Origin of the sequence: Pseudomonas nabeulensis (assembly GCF_004682045.1) — a bacterium.
Taxonomy (GTDB): domain Bacteria; phylum Pseudomonadota; class Gammaproteobacteria; order Pseudomonadales; family Pseudomonadaceae; genus Aquipseudomonas; species Aquipseudomonas nabeulensis.
Genome location: NZ_QUZT01000015.1, coordinates 48,250 through 69,491 on the forward strand (window position 1 = coordinate 48,250; position 21,242 = coordinate 69,491).

Annotated in this window: 22 protein-coding genes and 1 pseudogene; 11 read left to right on the forward strand and 12 right to left on the reverse strand. The window is 61.5% G+C overall.

Features of this window, described 5'->3' with window-relative positions; all coding sequences use genetic code 11:
• Window positions 1-87: 87 nt before the first annotated feature.
• Together DYL61_RS10490 and DYL61_RS10495 are read right to left on the reverse strand one after the other, a co-directional pair.
• Window positions 88-1,176, reverse strand: a complete 1,089-nt coding sequence (locus tag DYL61_RS10490; RefSeq protein ID WP_135308278.1) for an endonuclease/exonuclease/phosphatase family protein — start codon at window positions 1,174-1,176, stop codon at window positions 88-90.
• A gap of 40 nt (window positions 1,177-1,216) precedes the next feature.
• On the reverse strand, window positions 1,217-1,876 hold the full coding sequence (locus DYL61_RS10495) for a YciC family protein (RefSeq protein ID WP_105698817.1): 660 nt from the start codon (window positions 1,874-1,876) through the stop codon (window positions 1,217-1,219).
• Window positions 1,877-2,035: 159 nt separating this feature from the next.
• Between DYL61_RS10495 and DYL61_RS10500 the strand changes: the two genes are divergently transcribed.
• From DYL61_RS10500 to DYL61_RS10510, 3 genes are all read left to right on the forward strand, one after another.
• On the forward strand, window positions 2,036-2,758 hold the full coding sequence (locus DYL61_RS10500; protein ID WP_135308279.1) for a DUF2076 domain-containing protein: 723 nt from the start codon (window positions 2,036-2,038) through the stop codon (window positions 2,756-2,758).
• 106 nt (window positions 2,759-2,864) lie between these two features.
• Window positions 2,865-3,356 (forward strand): LabA-like NYN domain-containing protein, encoded by a 492-nt coding sequence (locus DYL61_RS10505; RefSeq protein ID WP_181157345.1) that lies wholly within the window; start codon window positions 2,865-2,867, stop codon window positions 3,354-3,356.
• A 25-nt stretch (window positions 3,357-3,381) separates the two neighbouring features.
• Window positions 3,382-3,993: a 3'-5' exonuclease gene (locus DYL61_RS10510; RefSeq protein WP_135308280.1), complete on the forward strand. Its 612-nt coding sequence runs from the start codon at window positions 3,382-3,384 to the stop codon at window positions 3,991-3,993.
• Between the two features lie 140 nt (window positions 3,994-4,133).
• On the opposite strand, the pseudogene DYL61_RS10515 reads toward DYL61_RS10510, so the two are convergent.
• A pseudogene (locus DYL61_RS10515) lies at window positions 4,134-4,277 on the reverse strand (DUF3077 domain-containing protein); the annotation flags it as partial.
• A 272-nt stretch (window positions 4,278-4,549) separates the two neighbouring features.
• Window positions 4,550-5,011 carry an Lrp/AsnC family transcriptional regulator gene (locus tag DYL61_RS10520; RefSeq protein ID WP_105698814.1) on the reverse strand — a complete coding sequence of 154 codons (462 nt, stop codon included), beginning with the start codon at window positions 5,009-5,011 and terminating at the stop codon, window positions 4,550-4,552.
• 160 nt (window positions 5,012-5,171) lie between these two features.
• Between DYL61_RS10520 and yedA the strand changes: the two genes are divergently transcribed.
• Together yedA and DYL61_RS10530 are read left to right on the forward strand one after the other, a co-directional pair.
• Window positions 5,172-6,068, forward strand: a complete 897-nt coding sequence (gene yedA, locus DYL61_RS10525; RefSeq protein WP_135308281.1) for a drug/metabolite exporter YedA — start codon at window positions 5,172-5,174, stop codon at window positions 6,066-6,068.
• A gap of 48 nt (window positions 6,069-6,116) precedes the next feature.
• Window positions 6,117-7,451, forward strand: a complete 1,335-nt coding sequence (locus tag DYL61_RS10530) for an RNA helicase RhlE1 (protein WP_135308282.1) — start codon at window positions 6,117-6,119, stop codon at window positions 7,449-7,451.
• A gap of 123 nt (window positions 7,452-7,574) precedes the next feature.
• On the opposite strand, the gene DYL61_RS10535 is transcribed toward DYL61_RS10530, so the two are convergent.
• Together DYL61_RS10535 and DYL61_RS10540 are read right to left on the reverse strand one after the other, a co-directional pair.
• On the reverse strand, window positions 7,575-8,801 hold the full coding sequence (locus DYL61_RS10535) for a TIGR03862 family flavoprotein (protein WP_135308283.1): 1,227 nt from the start codon (window positions 8,799-8,801) through the stop codon (window positions 7,575-7,577).
• Window positions 8,802-8,972: 171 nt separating this feature from the next.
• Complete coding sequence (locus tag DYL61_RS10540; RefSeq protein ID WP_135308284.1) at window positions 8,973-9,893, reverse strand: histone deacetylase family protein; 921 nt, start codon at window positions 9,891-9,893, stop codon at window positions 8,973-8,975.
• 76 nt (window positions 9,894-9,969) lie between these two features.
• Here DYL61_RS10540 and DYL61_RS10545 point away from each other — a divergent pair, with 76 nt between their 5' ends.
• Genes DYL61_RS10545 through DYL61_RS10555 form a run of 3 tightly spaced genes read left to right on the forward strand, consistent with a single transcriptional unit; the run spans window position 9,970 to window position 12,043 of the window.
• Window positions 9,970-10,539 (forward strand): GNAT family N-acetyltransferase, encoded by a 570-nt coding sequence (locus DYL61_RS10545; RefSeq protein WP_135308285.1) that lies wholly within the window; start codon window positions 9,970-9,972, stop codon window positions 10,537-10,539.
• 38 nt (window positions 10,540-10,577) lie between these two features.
• Complete coding sequence (gene tesB / locus DYL61_RS10550; protein ID WP_135308286.1) at window positions 10,578-11,447, forward strand: acyl-CoA thioesterase II; 870 nt, start codon at window positions 10,578-10,580, stop codon at window positions 11,445-11,447.
• Window positions 11,444-12,043 (forward strand): HAD family hydrolase, encoded by a 600-nt coding sequence (locus DYL61_RS10555; RefSeq protein ID WP_135308287.1) that lies wholly within the window; start codon window positions 11,444-11,446, stop codon window positions 12,041-12,043. Before tesB ends, DYL61_RS10555 begins: the two co-directional genes overlap by 4 nt.
• A 119-nt stretch (window positions 12,044-12,162) precedes the next feature.
• On the opposite strand, the gene DYL61_RS10560 is transcribed toward DYL61_RS10555, so the two are convergent.
• The 3 genes from DYL61_RS10560 to DYL61_RS10570 all read right to left on the reverse strand — a co-directional run bounded on the left by DYL61_RS10560 (window position 12,163) and on the right by DYL61_RS10570 (window position 14,558).
• Entirely contained in the window at window positions 12,163-13,110 is a 948-nt protein-coding gene (locus DYL61_RS10560; RefSeq protein WP_135308288.1) for an alpha/beta hydrolase, read from the reverse strand.
• Entirely contained in the window at window positions 13,111-13,998 is an 888-nt protein-coding gene (ypfJ, locus tag DYL61_RS10565) for a KPN_02809 family neutral zinc metallopeptidase (RefSeq protein ID WP_135308320.1), read from the reverse strand.
• Window positions 13,999-14,141: 143 nt separating this feature from the next.
• Window positions 14,142-14,558 carry a membrane lipoprotein lipid attachment site-containing protein gene (locus DYL61_RS10570; protein WP_135308289.1) on the reverse strand — a complete coding sequence of 139 codons (417 nt, stop codon included), beginning with the start codon at window positions 14,556-14,558 and terminating at the stop codon, window positions 14,142-14,144.
• 177 nt (window positions 14,559-14,735) lie between these two features.
• On the opposite strand from DYL61_RS10570, the gene DYL61_RS10575 reads away from it, so the two are divergent.
• On the forward strand, window positions 14,736-15,614 hold the full coding sequence (locus tag DYL61_RS10575; RefSeq protein WP_105700223.1) for a DMT family transporter: 879 nt from the start codon (window positions 14,736-14,738) through the stop codon (window positions 15,612-15,614).
• Window position 15,615: 1 nt separating this feature from the next.
• On the opposite strand, the gene DYL61_RS10580 is transcribed toward DYL61_RS10575, so the two are convergent.
• The gene (locus DYL61_RS10580; RefSeq protein ID WP_135308290.1) at window positions 15,616-16,950 is read right to left on the reverse strand and encodes an MFS transporter; all 1,335 of its coding nucleotides are present in this window, start codon (window positions 16,948-16,950) and stop codon (window positions 15,616-15,618) included.
• A gap of 209 nt (window positions 16,951-17,159) precedes the next feature.
• On the opposite strand from DYL61_RS10580, the gene quiC reads away from it, so the two are divergent.
• Together quiC and DYL61_RS10590 are read left to right on the forward strand one after the other, a co-directional pair.
• On the forward strand, window positions 17,160-19,061 hold the full coding sequence (quiC, locus tag DYL61_RS10585; RefSeq protein WP_135308291.1) for a 3-dehydroshikimate dehydratase QuiC: 1,902 nt from the start codon (window positions 17,160-17,162) through the stop codon (window positions 19,059-19,061).
• A 77-nt stretch (window positions 19,062-19,138) separates the two neighbouring features.
• Window positions 19,139-19,780: a TetR/AcrR family transcriptional regulator gene (locus DYL61_RS10590; protein WP_135308292.1), complete on the forward strand. Its 642-nt coding sequence runs from the start codon at window positions 19,139-19,141 to the stop codon at window positions 19,778-19,780.
• 136 nt (window positions 19,781-19,916) lie between these two features.
• On the opposite strand, the gene DYL61_RS10595 is transcribed toward DYL61_RS10590, so the two are convergent.
• The gene (locus DYL61_RS10595) at window positions 19,917-20,765 is read right to left on the reverse strand and encodes a shikimate dehydrogenase (protein WP_135308293.1); all 849 of its coding nucleotides are present in this window, start codon (window positions 20,763-20,765) and stop codon (window positions 19,917-19,919) included.
• Entirely contained in the window at window positions 20,762-21,202 is a 441-nt protein-coding gene (aroQ, locus tag DYL61_RS10600; protein WP_135308294.1) for a type II 3-dehydroquinate dehydratase, read from the reverse strand. The genes DYL61_RS10595 and aroQ overlap by 4 nt, the downstream gene beginning before the upstream one ends.
• Window positions 21,203-21,242 lie beyond the last annotated feature (40 nt).

Here is a 21,242-nt window from a genome sequence, read left to right on the forward strand (position 1 = left end):
TGGGAGTGAATTTACGGCCTGATCGAGTGAGAGACAATTAGGCTGAATCGAGATTAATTGTCCCCTTTGCGGGGACAATTCTGTGAGCTACTGCGCGGCGGGCAGCAGGAAGCGTGCAATCACCGGCAAATGGTTGGAAATACGCAGCGTGTCGTCCTGGCGCACCTTGGCCTCTACCCGCTTGATACGCGGGCTGTAGAACAGGTAATCGAGTGTGCGATCCGGGCCCTCCACGCTCGGGTCATTGGGAAAGTTCGTCAGCCATTGCTCACGGTCGATACCGCTGGCTTGGCTGTTGCTCGGGATCATCGGGTATTTGTCCCACAGCAGGTGCAGCTCGCTGTCTGGCGAATACTGCCCGCGTTTGCTGGCATCCAGGCGTAGGAATTGCCCCAGGGGCAGCAGGTTGAAATCCCCGCCGATCAGCCACGGCGTGCCGCGACCTTCGAATTTATCCAGCAGTTTGACCGTGGTGTGTACCTGTTCCTGCACCGCGCTGCGACCGGGAGCGTCACCGTCCAGGCGGGTATTGAGTACCGCCAGTTGACCACCGTCGCTCAGGGGCAGATAGGTCAGCAACAGGGCCGGCTTGGGTTGAAACTGACGACTGATGAAGTTGGCGGGCGACACCGGCAATTGCAGGCGCTCGGCGTGTTCGATCTGGTAGCGGCTGAGGGTTGCGAGTTTGCGCCCGACGCTGCCAAAGATGTGCCAGTCGGGCACGAAGTCGGCCTTCCAGTCGAAGGCTTGGGTGCTGCACGGGTAGAGGTCGGCCAGGCGCTCTTGCAGCAGGGCGAGTTGGTCCTGGTAGTGGGAGGGCTTGGCGTTTTCGTCGAGTTCCTGCAGCAGCAGAATGTCGGGTTGTTCGTCGCGAATCACCCGCGCCACTTCGTCGAGGCTGGCGGCCATGTCTTCTACGGTGGGGCGCTCGTCGGGGCCGGAGCCATCGGCGGTGTCGTACCAGAACACATAGTTTTTGCCGGCCAGGTATTGCACGTTCCAGGTCATCACCTTGAGCGCCTGCCCCGGCAACAGCGTCGGTGCACGCGGTGCTACGCAGCTGACGGGCAGGGTTTGCTTGGGTTCCGGGCGCCAGGTCAGGCTGTAGATCAGGGTGGCGAGCAGGCCTGCGATGATCAACAGGCCCAGCAGGGTTATGCGCAATAAACGGGTCATCGGCTCGGCTTATAGCGTTTCAGAGGAGCCACGGAGCATATCACCGCGCGTCGGCATCGCCACCGATCAGCATGAATAAACGGAACAGGACGACGCTGGTAAACAGTTGCAGGAAGCTGTGGGCACTGTCCATCAGCAAGCCCAGCAGCGGCGCCGGGTCTGGATAGGCCGCAACGCTGGCGCCCTTGAGCAGCCACAGCGGCGTCATCACGCACAGCAGGCACAGCAGGATTCGCCAGAAATGCCCGCGGGTCAGGCGCAGGCTTTCTTTCATCGCCTCCAGCGCCGACATGCCGCGCAACACCAGCAGGTATTCGGCAAAGGCCAGCAGCACCATCAGAATCAAGCCCGGCAGGAAATACAGCGACAGCCCCAACAGAATCAGCAGCGTGCTCATGGCCGTCAGCAGGGCGAAGCGCGGCCACAGGGTCAGGGCCATGGCCCACACATCCTTGGTGCGCGGCGACTCGCCTCGAGTACGGGCATCGAGAAACAGGATCAACGCGCCGGTGTACAGCGGGTACACCAACAATCCCACCACCACGCTGTAACCGGGGAAGGCATCCGGGCCGACGGCGTGGTTGAGCACCTGTTGCAGCAGGGCTTCGAGAATCACCAACGGCAAGCACAGCTGCACGATGGCGCCCAGGTTGCGTTGGGTGAAACGGAAGGAGTCGCGCAGTACGTCTAACGGATTCATCAGGTTCATCGCAGGCCTAAAAGCAAGGGCGACACTTTAACCGATCAGGAGCTTCGGCACGCAAACGTAAACCTTGAGTAAAGACCATTGAAACAACTGGTAACAGCCCCATAACTAGCGCGTACTCACGATTTCTACCGGCAATCTAACGAGGTCGCCATGAACAGCGAAGAGCAAACCCTGATCGATGGACTGTTTTCACGGTTGCAGCAAGCCGAAACGGATTCAGCCCCCCGCGACGCCCAGGCCGAGGCGCGGATCAAGGAGCATATGACTCGCCAACCGGCGGCCGGGTACTACATGACCCAGTCGATTCTGGTGCAGGAACACGCGCTCAAGAGCCTCGACGCGCAGAACAAGCAACAGGCGCAGCAGATCCAGCAGTTGCAGGATGAATTGCAGCAGGCCAGGTCCGCGCAACCGGCGCCGTCGAGCGGCGGAGGGTTTTTGTCGAGCATCTTTGGTGGCGGTTCCCGTGATCCGCAACCGGCACAGGCTGCCCCGTCGTCTTCTGGCGGCTGGCGTGAACCGGCTCGCCCGGCATTCAATCAACCGGCACCGCAGCAGAATTATCAACAGCCACCGGCCGCACCTGCTGGCAGCGGCTTCTTGGGCGGCGCGATGAAAACCGCTGCGGGCGTGGCCGGGGGTGTATTGCTGGCCGAGGGCATCAGCAGCCTGTTCCATCACAACCAGCAGCCGCAGATTGTCGAAGAAATCATCGAGCAACCGGCACCGGCCAGTGACCAAGGCGGTTGGGGCAACGATGACCAACGCTTTGCCGGCAATGACAGCTGGGGCAGCAACAACTCGGATAGCTTTGCCGACAGCGATTATTCCGACGACTCCTCTTCCTTCGGCGACGACGATTCCTTCGTCTGACCCACCTCAAACCCGGGGCGCATCGTCGCCCCGGTCTGATTTTTCCCGGCAACCGGCTCGCGGCTGGCATACTGGCAGCCTTTTCGGGCCCTGATGCCTGGCTGTTATGAGGGAAAGCGCGGTGAAGAAAATTGCAGTATTTGCCGATGTGCAAAACCTCTACTACACCGTTCGCCAGGCCTATGGTTGCCACTTCAACTACGCCGCGCTGTGGGCTGACATCAGCTCGCGCGGGCAGATCGTCGAGGCGTACGCGTATGCCATCGACCGTGGCGACAGCAAGCAGCAGCAATTCCAGCAGATCCTGCGCAACCTGGGCTTTACGGTAAAACTCAAGCCTTACATCCAGCGCAGCGACGGCTCGGCCAAGGGCGACTGGGACGTGGGCATCACCATCGATATCATGGACGCCGCCGACCACGTCGACGAAATCGTCCTGGCCTCGGGCGACGGTGACTTCGACATGCTGCTCGACCGGGTTATCCACAAACATGGCGTGCAGGCTGTGGCCTATGGCGTACCGGGGCTGACGGCGAACTCACTGATACGCGCCGCCAGCCGCTACGTGCCCATCGAAGGCGCGTTGCTGCTCAAATAATGGCTTGAACGGAGTTGGAACAGGTTTGGAACGTATAGCGGTCATCGACTTTGAAACCACCGGCATCACCCCGAGCAGCCACTGCCGGGCCACGGAAATCGCGGTGGTCATCCTTGAGCGCGGCCAGATCGTGGACCGCTACCAGAGCCTGATGAACACCGGCGTGCGCGTCCCCGCGTTCATCGAACAACTCACCGGCATCAGCAACGCCATGCTGCGCAGCGCGCCACCGGCCGAGCGGGTGATGAACGAAGTGAATGAGTTCGTCGGCACCACGCCACTGCTGGCGCATAACGCTGCGTTCGACCAGAAATTCTGGGACTACGAGTTGGGCCTGATCCGCCGCACCCGTTTGCAGAAATTCGCCTGTTCGCTGTTGCTGGCGCGGCGGTTGATGCCTACGGCGCCGAATCACAAACTCGGCACATTAAATGCCTTCGCCCAACTGCCACACACCGGCAAGGCTCACCGGGCGATGGCGGATGCAGAAATGGCGGCCAACCTGACCGCCCATCTGGCCCAGGAACTGCGCAGCACCCACGGCTTGCGCGAACTGTCCCATGACCTGCTGTGTACGTTGCAGAAAGTGCCGGCGGCGAAGATCAACGAGCATTTGAAGAAGCATCGCGGGTTCTGAGCCCGAGCCCGGCTTTCAATATCAATGAAATTCAAATGTGGGAGGGGGCTTGCCCCCGATAGCGGTGGATCAGCCAGCTTATTTGTAGCTGACACACTGCCATCGGGGGCAAGCCCCCTCCCACATTAGTTATGTGGTGTTCATCGAGACTGTGTGCAATCCAGAGCCTGATCCACCACCACCTTCGCCATCTCCACCAAATGCATCACCGCCCGTTGCTGCGCGCTCAGCACTTCCCCCGACGCCTGCACCGTCTCCACCGCGCAATGCAGCAAATCCGCCGCATCCATCGGGGGCAAGCCCTAATGCCAGTCAGTTAAGGCAAAGACTGTACCTGTGGCGAGGGAGCTTGCTCCCGCTGGGCCGCGAAGCGGCCCCAAAAAATGGGCCTGCTGCGCAGTCCAGCGGGAGCAAGCTCCCTCGCCACAGGTTACTTTTTATCCTTCCGATCTCTTAACTGACTGGCATTGGGGCAAGCCCCTCCCACAGTTGACCGGGTTCCAACATGAGAATGCGGTCAAAATGTGGGAGCAGGCTTGCCTGCGATAGCGATAGGTCAGCCACCATTTTTCCCATTGCCCTCCAGTTGCCCCAACGGCACCCGCCGCTCTATCGCGCTCGACAAGATGATCGAGGTCTTGCTGAACCCGAACTTCGCCACGCGGTTGATCAGGTTCTCAAGCTCCGGCATCGAGCCCACCGCCGCTTGCATGATCACGCACGGGTCACCGGTTACGCGGTGGCATTCGGTCAGTTCGGGGATTTCCGCCAGGGCGTCGTACACCTTCTGGCTGCCATGGTTGGTCAGCCTCAGTTCGATCATGCATTGGATCGGCAAACCGACTTTGGACAGGTCCACCTTGGCCTGGTACCCGGTGATCACGCCACTGGCTTCCAACTTGGCGACTCGTTCAGCCACGGCCGGGGCCGAGAGGTTTACCTTGCGTGCCAGTTGCGCGTAGGACGCGCGGCCGTCTTCGAGCAGGGCGCTGAGGAGCATGCGGTCGTATTTGTCCATGATAAGGCTCCTGTTGCACGTGGCTTTCGAAAGCACGGTTTATAGCCTTCATAACCATGCTTTGAAAAGTGTATGGGCGGTTTAAACAGGTTTTGTAACTTATGTTCAGCAGGCCGCTTTTCTAGAATAAGCGTCCTTCCTCCTGCCATAGAGCCACCCAATGCCTGGCCCACGTCGCTTTCCCTTACCGTTGATCGCCGCTTTTTTTGCGTTGTATGTGATTTGGGGTTCCACCTACCTGGTGATCCGCATTGGCGTGGAGTCCTGGCCGCCGTTGATGCTCGGCGGGATTCGCTTTTTGGCGGCGGGGGCGGTGATGTATGGCTTCTTGCGCTGGCGCGGGGTGCCGGCGCCGACCTGGGAACAGTGGAAGGCCGCGGCCAAGATCGGCATTTTGCTGCTGACCTTCGGCAACGGTGGGGTGACGTTGGCCGAGCACTCGGGTGTGTCGTCCGGGGTGGCCGCGCTGGCCGTGGCGACGGTGCCGTTGTTTACCTTGCTCTGTGGGTTTTTCTGGGGGGCGCGTAATACCCGTCTGGAATGGGCCGGTGTGTTTTTGGGGATCGCCGGGATTGCCATGCTCAACATGGGCAGCACCTTGCAATCGAGCCCGACCGGCGCCGCGTTGCTGTTGTTCGCAGCGGCGTCGTGGGCCTTTGGTTCGGTGTGGAGCCGGCGCCTGCCGTTGCCCCAGGGCGCCATGGCCAGTGCGGCGGAAATGCTGGTGGCCGGTGTGACGCTATTGATCGGCAGCGCCCTCTCCGGTGAGCGCCTGCACGCCATGCCGCCGATAGAAGGTTGGCTGGCCCTGGCGTATCTGGCGGTGTTCGGCTCGATCATCGCCTTCAACGCCTACATGTACCTGCTCAAGCACGTGCGTCCGGCGGCGGCGACCAGTTATGCCTATGTGAACCCGGCGGTGGCAGTGTTGCTGGGGATTGTCTTCGTCGGCGAGACCATTGGCCTGGAAGAGGCCCTGGCCATGCTGGTGATCATCAGCGCCGTGCTGTTGATCAGCCTGCCCCAGTGGCGCAAGCCCAAGCCGGAAATAAGGTAAACTGCGGCCCATTGCGTTCCTTGCGCTGAATTTTCCTACGGTAACTACATGACTTTCGCCACACTTGGCCTGATCGAACCCTTGCTGCGCGCCCTTGAGACGCTCGGCTACCAGACCCCGACGCCGGTGCAGGCGCAAGCCATTCCGGCGGTGCTGGCCGGTCGCGACCTGATGGCTGCGGCCCAGACCGGCACCGGCAAGACCGCCGGTTTCGCCGTACCGCTCCTGCAATTGCTGACGATGGAAGGGCCGAAAGTCGCGCCTAACTCGGCGCGTGCGCTGATCCTGTGCCCTACTCGTGAACTGGCCGAGCAGGTTCACGCCAGTGTCGCCGAGTACGCGCAAAACCTGCCGCTCACCACCTACGCGGTGTACGGCGGCGTGAGCATCAACCCACAGATGATGAAGCTGCGCAAGGGCGTCGACATTTTGGTCGCCACCCCTGGCCGGCTGATCGACCTGTTCCGCCAGAACGCGCTGAAACTCAACCAGCTGCAAACCCTGGTGCTGGACGAAGCCGACCGCATGCTCGACCTGGGCTTTTCCGAAGAGCTGGCGAACATCTATCGCATGCTGCCGAAGAAGCGTCAGACCCTGCTGTTTTCCGCGACCTTCTCCGATGACATCCGCCAGTTGGCCGGGCAGATGCTCAATGACCCGCTGAGCATCGAAGTCAGCCCGCGCAACGTTGCCGCCAACACCGTGAAGCAGTGGATCGTGCCGGTGGACAAGAAGCGCAAGCCGGAGCTGTTTGTGCACCTGATGCGCAAAGGCCACTGGAAGCAGGTGCTGGTGTTCGCCAAGACCCGCAACGGTGTGGACGCGCTGGTGGATAAGTTGCAGGGCCTGGGCGTCAATGCCGATGGCATCCATGGCGACAAACCGCAGGCTACGCGCCAACGTGCGTTGGACCGTTTCAAGTCGAGCGATGTGCAGATTCTGGTGGCTACGGATGTGGCGGCGCGTGGTTTGGATATCGAAGACCTGCCGCTGGTGGTCAACTTCGACCTGCCCATCGTTGCCGAGGATTACATCCACCGTATCGGCCGGACTGGCCGAGCAGGCAACACCGGTGAGGCGATTTCCCTGGTGTGTGCCGATGAGGTGAACATGCTCTCGGCCATCGAGATGCTGACCCGTCAGACCCTGGCGCGCCATATGGAACAGGACTTCGAACCGGAACACCGCGTGCCGGAGACCGATGCCAGTGGGCAAGTGGTGAAGAAGCCGAAGAAACCGAAGAAGCCGAAAGCGTCCGGCGGTGGCGGTAAGCGCAACCTGGGCAAGTGGGTGGACAGCGGCGAAGTGGCGCCGGCGGAGCCTTCGATCAAGCCGGTGCGCAAGGTGCCGGTGTTTAATACCGGGCCGCGTAAGAAGAAGTGATTTTGTGTTGTAGCTGAGGGCCTCATCGGGGGCAAGCCCCCTCCCACATTTTTGACCTGTGAATACATTTAAAGTGTGGGAGGGGGCTTGCCCCCGATGGCGGCCTTGAACTCAACAAAGACCTCAGCCCTTAAGCCACTCCACCATCCCCCGCCCAGCCGCCCGCCCACTGGCAAAACACCCGGTTAGCAAGTAGCCGCCCGTCGGCGCCTCCCAGTCCAACATCTCCCCGGCACAAAACACCCCCGGCATTTGCTTGAGCATCAACCGCTCATCCAACGCCTCGAACGGCACGCCGCCCGCCGTGCTGATCGCCTCATCCATCGGCCGAGTCTTAACCAGGGTCAAGGGAAGCGCCTTGATATCCACCGCCAATTGCGCCGGATCACTGAAATGCCCAGCAGGCGCCAACTCCCGCAACAACGCCGCCTTCACCCCATCCAACCCCAATTGACTGTGCAAATGCTTGCTCATCGAACGTGAGCCACGGGGCTTGGCCAGCGCGGCTTGCACCTTGTTCAGCGGCTTGCTCGGCAGCAAGTCGATATGCACCGTGGCCGAGCCGTCGCGGTTGATTGCTTCACGAATCGGCGCCGACAGCGCATAGATCAAACTGCCTTCGATGCCGGTGGCGGTGATCACGCATTCACCGAGCCGGGGTTTGTCATCCCCTAAGCCAATGGCGACATTTTTCAACGGTGCGCCAGCGAATTTGCTGACCATCAATTCGCTCCAGGCCGACACCTCAAACCCGCAATTGCTCGGTTGCAGCGCAACGTAAGGCACGCCCTGGTCTTCCAGCAGCTTGAGCCAGGCGCCATCTGAGCCCAGGCGCGACCAACTGCCACCGCCGAGGGCCAGCAGCACCGCATCGCTGTGGACAACTTTTTCGCCGTCGGGGCTGTGGATAACTAACCCACCGTCATCCGCCCAGCCCGTCCAGCGATGTCGGGTGTGGATAACCACGCCCTGGTCCCGCAGGCGCTTGAGCCAGGCGCGCAGCAGTGGGGCGGCTTTCATGTCGGTAGGAAATACACGGCCGGACGTGCCGACAAAGGTTTCGATCCCCAGCCCGTGTATCCATTCGCACAACGCCTCGGCGCCAAACGCCCGCAGCAACGGCGCCATGTGCGGCGCACGTTCGGCGTAGCGCGACAGGAACGCCGGGTAATCTTCGGAGTGGGTGATGTTCATGCCGCCCACGCCGGCCAGCAGGAACTTGCGCCCCACCGATGGCATGCCGTCGTACACGTCGACCCGCACGCCCGCCTGGCTCAGGACTTCGGCGGCCATCAGCCCGGCGGGGCCGCCGCCGATAATGATGACGTGGTGAGGAGCGGTCTGGGACATGGCAAAGGCTACGGTCGAATAAACAGGCCGAGCATTCTACCCGACGACGACGCAAACGCCTGATCAAAAAACGTACAGCTTCCTACAGGCCATACAGATAGTGTCTCTCAGACGCTTACGCTCAAGTTATCCACAGGCCGTTCCACAGCCATTGTGGGTAAGGTTCACAACTCAATGACAACCTGATGACGTCCACACCCGTTGTGCGCTGTGGTGCAGGATGCCGTGGCGGCGGGCCAGGGCCGGGCGGTCTTTGCTGTAGCCGCCGCCGATCACGCCCATTACCGGGATATCGCGGCCCAGGCAGTGGCGCATCACGCTTTCATCGCGGGCGGCCACGCCTTCGTCTGTCAGCTTGAGGTAACCGAGGGCGTCGTCCTTGTGCACATCCACACCGGCGTCGTACAGCACCAGGTCGGGCTGGTACAGCGGCAGCAGGTAGTTGAGCGCGTCGTCCACCACCTTGAGGTAGTCGCCATCGCCCATGCCCATGGGGAGTGGGATGTCCCAATCGCTCTGGGCCTTGCGCGCCGGGAAGTTTTTTTCACAGTGCAGCGACACGGTGATCGCCTCTGGCGTGTCGTGCAGGATGCGTGCGGTGCCATCGCCCTGGTGCACATCGCAGTCGAAGATCAGTACGCGGTTGACCCGGCCGCTGGCCAGCAGGTAGTGGCTGATCACCGCCAGGTCATTGAAGATGCAAAAGCCCGCCGGGTAATCGTAGTGCGCGTGGTGGGTGCCGCCGGCCAAGTGGCAGGCCAGGCCATGTTCCAGGGCTTTTTCGGCGGCCAGGATCGAACCACCCACCGCCCGTACGGTGCGTCGGGCCAGGGCTTCGTTCCACGGCAGGCCGAGGCGGCGCTGGTCTTCGCGGGACAGTTCGCCGCCCATGTAGCGTTCGATGTAGTCGGGGGCGTGGGCCAGGGCCAGGATCTCCGGCGGGCACAGCTGTGGGCGCAGCAGTTGGCTGTCCTCGGTCAGCCCGCTGGACACCAGGTGGTCACGCAACAGGCGGAACTTGTCCATGGGGAAGCGGTGGTCCGCCGGGAACTCGGGGCTGTAGTCGTCGTGGTAGATCAATGGCAAAGGCATGGGATTTTCTGACGGGAACCTGCGACGCATCTTACCCGCGTTGTACACTCTCGCACATGGCAAGGGGAGGGGACCCATGGAGCCGATACTCGAACTGGAAAGTGCACGCCTGGTGCTGCGCCAATGGCGCGACAGCGACTTGCCGGAATTTGCGCGCATGTGCGCCGACCCGCAGGTGATGCGTTATTTCCCGGCCATGTTGAGCCATCTGGAGAGCGCCGCCATGATCGGGCGCATTCGCGGGCACTTCGCCGAATACGGTTTTGGCCTGTGGGCCTTGCAGCGCAAGGACACCGGCGAATTTATCGGCCTGACCGGGTTGCTGCATGTCGGCTTTGATGCAGCCTTCACCCCAGCGGTGGAAATCGGCTGGCGCCTGGCCCGTGAACATTGGGGCCTGGGTTACGCCAGTGAAGCGGCGTGGACCGCGCTGCGCTGTGGGTTCGACCGCGTGCAGTTGGACGAGATCGTCGCCTTTACCACCGAAGCCAATCTGCCATCACAAAAAGTCATGCAGGCCATCGGTATGCATTACGATCCCCAGGCAGATTTTGAACACCCCAAGGTCGCAGCCGATGACCCGCTGCGCCATCATGTGTTGTACCGCATCTCCCGCGCCCAATGGTTGGACACGTTGCACGGATAAGCAGCCCGGAATGCCCCATCGATTGTAGGAGTTGCTCTATGAGCCAAGTATTGGAAGATCTGGTGGACTTGCTGACCCTGGAGCCGATCGAGGAAAACCTCTTTCGCGGCCGCAGCCAGGACCTGGGTTTTCGCCAACTGTTCGGCGGCCAGGTGCTGGGCCAGTCGCTGTCGGCTGCCAGCCAGACTGTAGAAGACGCGCGGCACGTGCATTCCCTGCACGGTTATTTCCTGCGTCCAGGTGATGCCGCGTTGCCCGTTGTCTACTCGGTGGACCGCGTGCGCGATGGCGGCAGTTTCAGCACCCGTCGTGTCACGGCGATCCAGAAAGGCCATCCGATCTTCACCTGCAGCGCTTCGTTCCAATACGACGAGCAAGGCTTTGAACACCAGAGCACCATGCCCGTGGTGGTCGGCCCGGAGAACCTGCCGTCGGAGCTGGAACTGATCCAGCAACGCGCGCACCTGATCCCCGAGCACATGCGCGACAAGCTGCTGTGCCCCAAGCCGATTGAAGTGCGCCCGGTCACCGAAAAAGACCCGTTCAACCCGCAGCCGTCCGACCCGGTCAAGTACGTGTGGTTCCGCGCCGACGGCGCCCTGGCCGACACCCCGGCGCTGCATAAATACCTGCTGGCCTACGCCTCGGATTTCGGCCTGCTGACCACGTCGCTGCTGCCCCATGGCAAGACCGTGTGGCAGAAAGACATGCAAGTCGCCAGCCTTGACCATGCGCTTTGGTTCCACGCCGACCTGCGCGCCGACGACTGGCTGCTATATGCCATGGACAGCCCATGGGCCGGCAATTCCCGCGGGTTCTCCCGTGGCAGCGTGTACAACCGTGCCGGGCAACTGGTGGCGTCGGTGACCCAGGAAGGTTTGATTCGCCATCGCAAGGATTGGGCATGAGCCTGTCGGACGTTAAACATTGGGTGTTCGACATGGACGGCACCTTGACGGTGGCCGTGCATGATTTTGCGGCGATTCGCGTGGCCCTGGAGATTCCGCCAGAGGACGACATCCTCACGCACTTGGCGGCGTTGCCGGCGGACGTGGCGGCGGCCAAGCATGCGTGGTTGCTGGAGCATGAGCGCGAGCTGGCGGTGGGTTCCGTGGCCGCCGAAGGTGCGGTGGAGTTGGTACGTGAATTGGCCGCCCGTGGCTATCGCCTGGGCATCCTGACGCGCAATGCGCGGGAGTTGGCGCATATCACCCTGGAGGCGATTGGCCTGGCGGACTGCTTTGCCATCGACGATGTGTTGGGGCGGGATGATGCGCAACCCAAGCCGGATCCGGATGGTTTGTTGAAGTTGGCGGCGGCTTGGGATGTGGCGCCAAGCGAGATGGTGATGGTGGGGGATTATCGCTTTGACCTGGATTGCGGCCGGGCGGCGGGGACGCGCACGGTGTTGGTCAACTTGCCGGAGAACCCGTGGCCGGAGTTGGTTGACTGGCATGCCGAAGACTGCTCGGCCTTGCGCCGGATGATCCAGCCCAAGCAATGAGGTCAAATGTGGGAGGGGGCTTGCCCCCGATAGCAGAGTGTCAGTCAGCTAATCTGTAGCTGATACACTGCAATCGGGGGCAAGCCCCCTCCCACATTTGAACCGAGTTCGTCCAGTGACTACTGGGGGAACAACACCCTCTGCCCCTCAGGCGACGTAAACATCCCATCCCCGTTATGCCCCACCCCTGGCACTTCCACCAACTGATGCCCCAGCTGCGGATGCCGCTGCTTGAGGTAGTCGAAGTAGTTGTGCCCACGAATCAGCCGATACGCGCCCTGAGCCTCCGCTTCACAGCCAATATCCAGCGCGTGATGTTTCGGGTCGATGTCCTGTTGGCCCAACAGGTAGGTGATGTCGCGTGACACATAGGTCTGCTCAACTTGCACTGCGCCTTTGGCGTAGGCCGGCAGCTTGTTCAGCCCGTATTTCCAGTCATTGAAGCCGGGGCAGGTGGCCGGGTCGAACTTAACCGGGCGTTGCGGGGTGAAGTAGGCGTAGGACGAAGGATTGGCCACCACGTAACGCAGGCGGATGGCTTCGGCTTGCAGTTTCGGGTGGTCGTGGCTGAGGAGGGCAAAACGCTGCACCACCTGGCCACCGCCGGAATGCCCGGCCACGACGATTTCTTTCAGCGCCGGGAACAGCTTGCGATTGCCCAGATGCTTGATGATTTGGTCGAGTGCGCCGTAGGAACTGATATGGCCTGGGGCGGTGGAGGGTTCACCGGCCATCCAGCCGTTGTCGGTCCAGCGCAGCACTTGATCGTCCACATGCTCGTGACGTGCGTCCGACTCAATCAGGAAGCGTGGCGCGATCACCAGGGTGTTGGCGCCTTGCCCGGCATTCGCGGCAGCCTTTTCGCCGCTTTCCAGATAGGTCTGCGCATCGCGAAGGCGACCATGCACGATGATCAGCGCACGCGTAACGCCGGGCAGGGGTTGGCGCCAATCCTGGCTCAAGCCGACGCTAAGGTCGCCGGCGTTCAGGTGAAATCGATCCAGGTCAGCAGCCAACGTTGAACAACTGACCAGCAGTCCCAGCAGCCATCCCCATCGTTTAGTCATTTAAAGGCTCTTGGCGGAAAAGGTGTCGCATTGAGTGATCTGGCCCTGGGCGAAGCCGGTCTTGAACCAGCGCACGCGCTGTGCCGAGGTGCCGTGGGTAAACGAGTCGGGCACCACACGGCCTTGGCCCTGTTGCTGCAAGCGGTCATCGCCAATGGCGTTGGCGGCATTCAAGGCTTCTTCAATGTCGCCGGGTTCCAGCCAGTTCAGGCGTTTTTGCGCTCGGTTGGCCCATACGCCGGCAAAGCAGTCGGCCTGTAGCTCCTGGCGGACCAGCAGGCCCCCATCGCCTTGCATCTGGCGACCTTGCTGGCGTGCGGACTGGATCTTGGCCGAAATGCCCAGCAGCGTCTGCACGTGGTGCCCGACTTCGTGGGCGATCACATACGCCTGGGCGAAGTCGCCGGCGGCCTGGAAGCGTTGGGACATTTCGCGGAAGAAATCCAGGTCGAGGTACACCTGTTGGTCCGCCGGGCAGTAGAACGGGCCGCTGGCCGAGGTGGCGCCACCGCAGGCGGAGTTTACGCGGCCGCGGAACAGGATCAGTTTCGGGTTCTGGTACGCCACGCCGTTTTCCTTGAACACCTGGGCCCAGGTGTCTTCGGTGTCGCCGAGGATCGCCCGCACGAAATCGGCTTGCTCATCGTTGGCCGGCGGCGCCTGGCGCGTCTGGGTGCTGACCGACGGTGCCTGTTCCATCTGGCCGCTGAGCTGGCCGAGGATCTGCAACGGGTCTTGGCCGGTGATCCAGCCAATGCCGACGATCAGCAGAATCGCGCCCAGGCTCAGGCCCTTGCCGCCGCCGAAGCGCATGCCACCGCCACCACCGCCGCTGTCATCGCGGGCATCCACTACGTTGTCGCTGCGTCGGCCTTTTTTCCATAGCATCGTGGCGGTCCTCTTTGTGAGCTGTGTGTAACTGTGGCGAGGGAGCTTGCTCCCGCTGGAGTGCGAAGCGCTCCCAAGCTTTTGGGGCTGCTGCGCAACCCAGCGGGAGCAAGCTCCCTCGCCACAAGGATTGAGTATGGACGTTATTGGCGGCAGTAACCTTCGCCGCTCACCACGATCAGGCAGTCCTTTTTATCCGCCAGCCATTTCAGGCCAGTGTCTGCGCCGTCACCAGCACGCAGCAGTTGCGGGCCGTCCGGGCGGTTGAAGGCGATGCCGTCTTCGTTGGCTTCACCCTTGAAGGTGCCCGCATCGTCGGCGTCGAGGCCGTATTGCATGGTGAGGAGGTAATGCCCGCGGCCAATGCTGTCGTCCTTGGCGATGGTCAGGTAGAGGCCTTCGACGCCGATCCATTTACCCACCCATTGGTCGGTGGGCGGGGTTTCTGGCACCAGGGTCGCCTGCACCGAGGCCGGTGCAGGTTTGGGGGCGTCCTTGGTCTCTTGATTACAGGCAGTCAGCAGGGCAAGGGCAGAAACAACAAAGAGGGCTTTTTTCATAGCAGCAAGGCCTTGGTTAAAAAGTGTACAACACCGGGTCAACGTGCAGCGTTGGACTCAAATCCCGTGATTTAGTGCGCTGTTCGCACGGTGTTTGGTTATGCTCTTGGGGCAGACGCAGGCCCGGCTGCTAGATTACCGGGTTGAATGCCACCGCGCGCCCCGCACGAGAACTCAATGACCGTCAGTACCCCCCTTTCCGGCGTCAACCATCCCTTCAAAGGCATTCTGTTGATTGTGGTGGCGACGTTCCTGTTCTCCAGCCACGACGCCTTGTCCAAATACCTCGCCGGGTTTTACCCGATTGTGATGGTGGTGTGGGCGCGCTACCTGGTGCACACCTTGCTGATGGCCGGGATCTTCCTGCCGCAGTCGGGCCTGCGGGTGCTGCGCAGCAAGCGGCCGGGGATGCAGGTGGTGCGGGCGCTGTGCCTGCTGGGCACCAGTTTGTTTTTCACCGCGGCGTTGCATTACATCCCGCTGGCGGAAGCCACGGCGGTGAACTTCCTGGCGCCGATCCTGGTGACCGCGCTGTCGGTGCCACTGCTTGGTGAACACGTGACGCGCGGCCAATGGCTGGCGGTGATCAGCGGGTTTATCGGCGTGCTGATCATCATCCACCCCGGCGGCGAACTGTTTACCCCGGCGGTCTTGCTGCCGCTGTGTTCGGCGCTGTTCTTCTGCTTCTACCAACTGCTCACGCGCATCCTCAGCCAATACGACACACCGACCACCAGCAACTTCTTTGCCGGGTTGTGCAATACCTTGGTGATGAGTGCGTTGGTGCCGTTCTTCTGGCAGATCCCGACGCTGTGGCATGCCGCGCTGATGCTGGCGCTGGGCACCTGTGGGATGACCGCGCACTTGATGCTGACCCAGGCGTTCCGCTTTGCGGCGCCAGCGTTGCTGGCTCCGTTCGGCTATTGCCAGATCGTGTTTGCGGGGTTGTTGGGCTGGCTGGTGTTCAGTCATACCCCCGACTTGACCACGGTGGTCGGCATCGGGGTGATCTGCATGAGCGGGTTGGCCGCTGCCTGGCAGCAGCGGCGCAGGTAAGTTACAGGTCTACGGTAGGAATCTTGCGCGGCGCCATGAAGTACATCCAGGTCAGCGCGAGGAAGTACATCGCCGGGATCAGCGTGAACAACACGGTGTAGTTGTTGTTCGTCACGGTGAGGATATGGCCGACGATCTGGGTCATGAACATGCCGCCGATGGCCGCGCACATGCCGCCGAAACCGAACACAGTGCTCATCATGTGCTTGGGCGTGTAGTCCATCACCAGGCTCCAGATATTCGCGGTCCAGGCCTGGTGCGCACCGATGGCCAGGGAGATGGCGAACACCGCGACCCACAGGTGGCTGGAACCGGCCGCCATGACCACGCCAACGATGCAGCAGGCAAACAGCAGCATCGACAGCAACCGCGCCTTGATCGAGTTCATGCCACGGCCGATCAGGAATGACGACAGAATCCCGCCCCCCACGCTGCCGAAGTCGGCGGTCAGGTAGATGATGATCAGCGGAATGCCCATCTGGGTCACGTTGATGCCCAGGTTGTATTGCTGGTTCAGGAACGGCGGCAGCCAATACAGGTAGAACCAGAACACCGGGGCGGTCAGCGCGTAGGCAATGGCGAACGCCCAGGTGCCGCGCATGCGCAGGATACGGCTGAACGGCACGCCCGGTTGTTCCGGTTCGGCTTGCTGTTGCACGTAGTCCAATTCGGATTGTTTAACGGTAGGGTGGTCTTCCGGGTTGTAGTACTTCAAGCCCCAGCACACCAGCCAGATCAACCCCAGTGCCGCCATGCACAGGAACGCCGCCTGCCAGCCCCATACGTGCAGGATCAGCGGCAGCAGCATGGGCGTCATCATCGCGCCGACGTTGGTGCCGGCGTTGAAGATCCCGGTGGCCACTGCGCGCTCTCCGGCAGGGAACCACAACCGCGTGGTCTTGACGCAGGCCGGGTAGTTGGCGGCTTCGGTCAGCCCGAGGATAAAGCGACAGACCATAAAGCCCACCGCCGAGGTGGCCAAACCGTGGGCGCCGGTGGCCAGGCTCCACAGCAGCACGGCGCAGAAGAACACGCGCTTCACGCCGATGCGGTCGATCAAGCGGCCTTGCAGCACAAAGCCAATGGCATAGCCGACCTGGAACCAGAAGTTGATGTTGGCGTAGTCCATCGCCGTCCAGCTCATTTCCTTGGCGAGGATCGGCTGCATCACGCCCAGGGCTGCGCGGTCGATGTAGTTCAGGGTGGTGGCGAAGAACACCAGGGCCAACATGCCCCAGCGAGTTTTACCCACGGCCAGGGCGCCGCGGATTTTATCGCCGATGCCGGCGTGCGGGGTGCCCGGGCGCGCGGCCAGGACGGTGTTTTGCAGAGGCATGAGGTCGTACCCGTTTTTGAAATTTTTATGGTGTGTTCTGGGTCTTGTTACTGAATCGATGGTGCGCAGCGGTTAAAAAATCGTCAATTCGCCAAATCGGCAAAGTGTTCGATAATCGCACCAAAAACTAACCGGTTCGTACATTTTAATTGCTGCCACTAGGCTGGGGGCGATAATTTGCCACAAACAACAATTGCCGGGAGTCGTCCATGCAACGTTCCATTGCCACCGTTTCCTTGAGCGGCACCCTGCCGGAAAAACTCGAAGCCATTGCCGCCGCCGGGTTCGATGGGGTCGAGATCTTCGAAAACGACTTGTTGTATTACGACGGCAGTCCGCGAGAAGTTAGGCAGATGTGCGCCGACCTGGGCATTGCCATCACCTTGTTCCAGCCGTTTCGCGACTTTGAAGGCTGCCGCCGCGACCGCCTGGCGCGCAACCTGGAACGGGCCGAGCGCAAATTTGACCTGATGCAAGAGCTGGGCACTGACCTGGTGCTGGTGTGCAGCAATGCGTCGGCCGATTGCGTCGGCGATGAACGGATTTTGCTGGATGACTTGAGCCTGCTCGCCGAACACGCAGGCCGCCGTGGCGTGCGCATTGGCTATGAAGCGCTGGCCTGGGGCAAGCATGTGAACACCTGGCAACAGGTATGGAGCCTGGTGCGGCAGGTTGATCACCCGGCGCTCGGCGTGTTGCTCGACAGCTTCCACACCCTGTCCCTCAAGGGCGATCCGAGTGGGATTGCCCAGATCCCCGGCGACAAGATCTTCTTCGTGCAAATGGCCGACGCGCCGATTCTGGCCATGGATGTGCTGGAGTGGAGCCGGCATTTCCGCTGCTTCCCCGGCCAGGGTGAATTCGACTTGGCGGGCTTCCTCGCGCCGATCATCAAAAGTGGCTACACCGGTCCGCTGTCCCTGGAAATTTTCAACGACGGTTTCCGCGCTGCGCCAACCCGTGCCAACGCGGCAGATGGCCTGCGTTCCTTGTTGTATCTGGAAGAGAAAACCCGCGAACGTTTGCAGCAGGAAGCGCCCGCGCAACCGGTCGAGGTCCTGTTCGACACCCCGGCCGCCAGCGAGTACGACGGCATCGAATTCCTCGAATTCGCCGTGGACGAAAGCCTCGGCGCCAAGCTGACCCACTGGCTGGAGCGCCTGGGCTTCGTCAAGGCCGGGCAACACCGCTCCAAGAGCGTGAGCCTGTTGCGCCAGGGCGATATCAACCTGATCCTCAACTGCGAACCTTATTCCTTCGCCCACAACTTCTTCGAAGCCCACGGCCCGTCGTTGTGCGCCACGGCGGTGCGGGTCAAGGACAGCGCCAAGGCCCTGGAGCGGGCGGTGGCGTACAAGGGCCAGCCCTATCGCGGCCTGGTCGGGCCCAACGAGCTGGAGTTGGCCGCCGTGCGTGCACCCGATGGCAGCCTGATTTACCTGGTGGACCAAAACGAGGGCGGCCTGTACGACACCGACTTCAACTTGCAGGCGAGCACGGCCTCCAGCGGCGGCCTGCTGCGCATCGACCATATGGCCATGGCCCTGCCGGCCGACAGCCTCGACAGTTGGGTGCTGTTCTACAAGAGCCTGCTGGATTTCGAAGCCGATGACGAAGTGGTGCTGCCTGATCCCTACGGCCTGGTGAAAAGCCGTGCGCTGCGCAGCCGTTGCAGCTCGATCCGCCTGCCGCTGAATATTTCCGAGAACCGCAACACCGCCATTTCCCACGCGCTGTCGAGCTATCGCGGCTCGGGTGTGCACCACATTGCCTTCGACTGCACGGACATTTTCGCCGAGGTGCGCCGGGCCAAAGAGGCTGGCGTGCCGCTGCTGGATATCCCGCTCAACTATTACGACGACCTGGCGGCGCGCTTCGATTTTGACGATGAGTTTCTCAGCGAACTGGCGTACTACAACGTGCTGTACGACCGCGACGCCCAGGGCGGTGAGTTGTTTCACGTGTACACCGAGCCGTTCGAAGGGCGGTTTTTCTTCGAGATCATCCAGCGCAAGAACGGTTATGCCGGTTATGGCGCGGCCAATGTGGCGGTGCGCCTGGCCGCCATGGCCAAATCCCGCAGCGGCGCGGTTCGCCAGGCACGTTTATAAGGGCAGGGGAGGTGCTTCCTTCGGGGAGCATCGCGGCCCATAATCACCGCCTGCATAACACTGGCCGTGAGCGCACCATGACCTCCGAGGCACCCCGCAAGAGTCGTAAGAACAATCCGGAAAAGACCCGCGAAAACATACTCCAGGAAGCCATCGTCGAGTTTGTCCAGCAGGGCCTTTCCGGCGCCCGCGTGGACGCCATCGCCGAGCGCATCCACACCTCCAAGCGCATGATCTATTACTACTTCGGCAGCAAGGAGCAGTTGTACGTCGAGGTGCTGGAGAAGCTCTACGGCGATATCCGCAACACCGAAACCCGCATGAACCTCACCGCCCTGGAGCCCCGCGAAGCGATCCGGCGCCTGGTGGAATTCACCTTTGATCACCATGACCAGAATGTGGATTTTGTGCGCATCGTCAGCATCGAAAATATCCACAATGCCGAGTACGTAAAGCGCACCAACACCATCAAGGCGATGAACAGCAAAATCCTTGAAGGGCTGGGGGAAACCTTGCGCCGTGGCGCCGAGCTGGGCTTGTTCCGGGAAGGGCTGGAACCGTTGGACGTGCACCTGCTGATCAACTCATTCAGCTTTTACCGGGTGTCGAACCGGCATACGTTCAGTGAGATCTTTCAGATCGAACTGTCGGATGAGGCGATCAAGCAGCGGCATCGGGAGATGATTTGTGAGTCGGTGATGCGGTATCTCCAAGCCTGAGACCTCAAGTTGGAATGCATTCAAAATGTGGGAGGGGGCTTGCCCCCGATAGCGGTGGATCAGTCAGCTTATCTATTGCTGACCCACTGTCATCGGGGGCAAGCCCCCTCCCACATTTTAAATTTCATTTTGCCAGTCAGGTATTCATGCTCTGAAAGTGCGCCAGCATCCTCTGCGCATCCGCCACTTCCCCACTGAACAACTCAAACGCCTTCACCGCCTGGAACACCGCCATATTCCCCCCATCCAGCGTACGACACCCCAACGCCCGCGCGTCGCGCAGCAGTTGGGTCTCCAGCGGGAAATACACGATCTCCGCCACCCATAACTCAGCGCGCAAAAAGCCCGCTGGCACCGGCGTACCCGGCAACTTGGCCATGCCCATCGGCGTGGTGTTCACCAACCCATCGGCCTCGGCCATGGCGTTTTCCAGGTGCTTGCCGACTTGAGCGCGGCCGCTGCCAAAACGCTGTGCAAGGTTATCCACCAGGTCGTGGGCGCGGGCCAGGTCCACGTCGAAAATACTCAGCTGCTCCACACCTTCGGCCAACAGGGCATGAGCCACCGCCGCACCCGCACCGCCGGCGCCCATCTGCACCACGCGTTGGCGGGCTGCATCATTCAAGTTGCGCCGAAAACCTTCGGCAAAACCCAGGCAGTCGGTGTTGTGGCCGATACGTTTGCCGTCCTTGAACACCACCGTGTTGACTGCACCAATGCCCCGCGCCTCGTCGGACAAGTCATCCAACAACGGTAGGATCGCCTGCTTGCATGGGTAGGTAATGTTCAGTCCGGTAAAGCGCATCAACTCGGCGGCGTCCAGCAGGTCGGGCAGGGCGTTGAGGTCCAAGTGCAGGGGCTCAAGGTCGATCAGGCGATACAGGTAGCGCAGGCCTTGGGCGTCACCTTCCTGTTCATGCAGGGCGGGGGTGCGGGACGCCTGGATGCCGGAGCCGATCAGGCCCGCGAGAATGCGCGGCTTCATGCCTTCAACACCTGGCTGAAATGCTCCAGGGCGAGGTGGTAGCCATGACTGCCGAACCCAGCCAATACGGCTTTGGCGATAGGCGACACAAACGAGTGATGCCGGAACGCTTCACGGGCATGCACGTTGGATAAATGCACTTCGATCACCGGCACTTCACTGGCGACCAGCGCATCGCGAATGGCGACGGAGGTGTGGGTCCAGGCCGCCGGGTTGATCACGATACCGGCGCATCGGCCGCGGGCGCCGTGGATCCAGTCCAGCAATTCGCCCTCGTGATTGGTCTGGCGAAATTCGATTTTCAGGCCGAGTTGCTCAGCACTGCGACCGCACAGGGCGGCGACATCGGCCAGGGTTTCATGGCCGTAGGTGGCGGGTTCGCGGGTGCCGAGCAGGTTGAGGTTGGGGCCATTGAGTACCAGCACGATTGGCGGCATTGAGGGATCTCCACAGTTCTTGTTAGTTGTGCGGATAAAA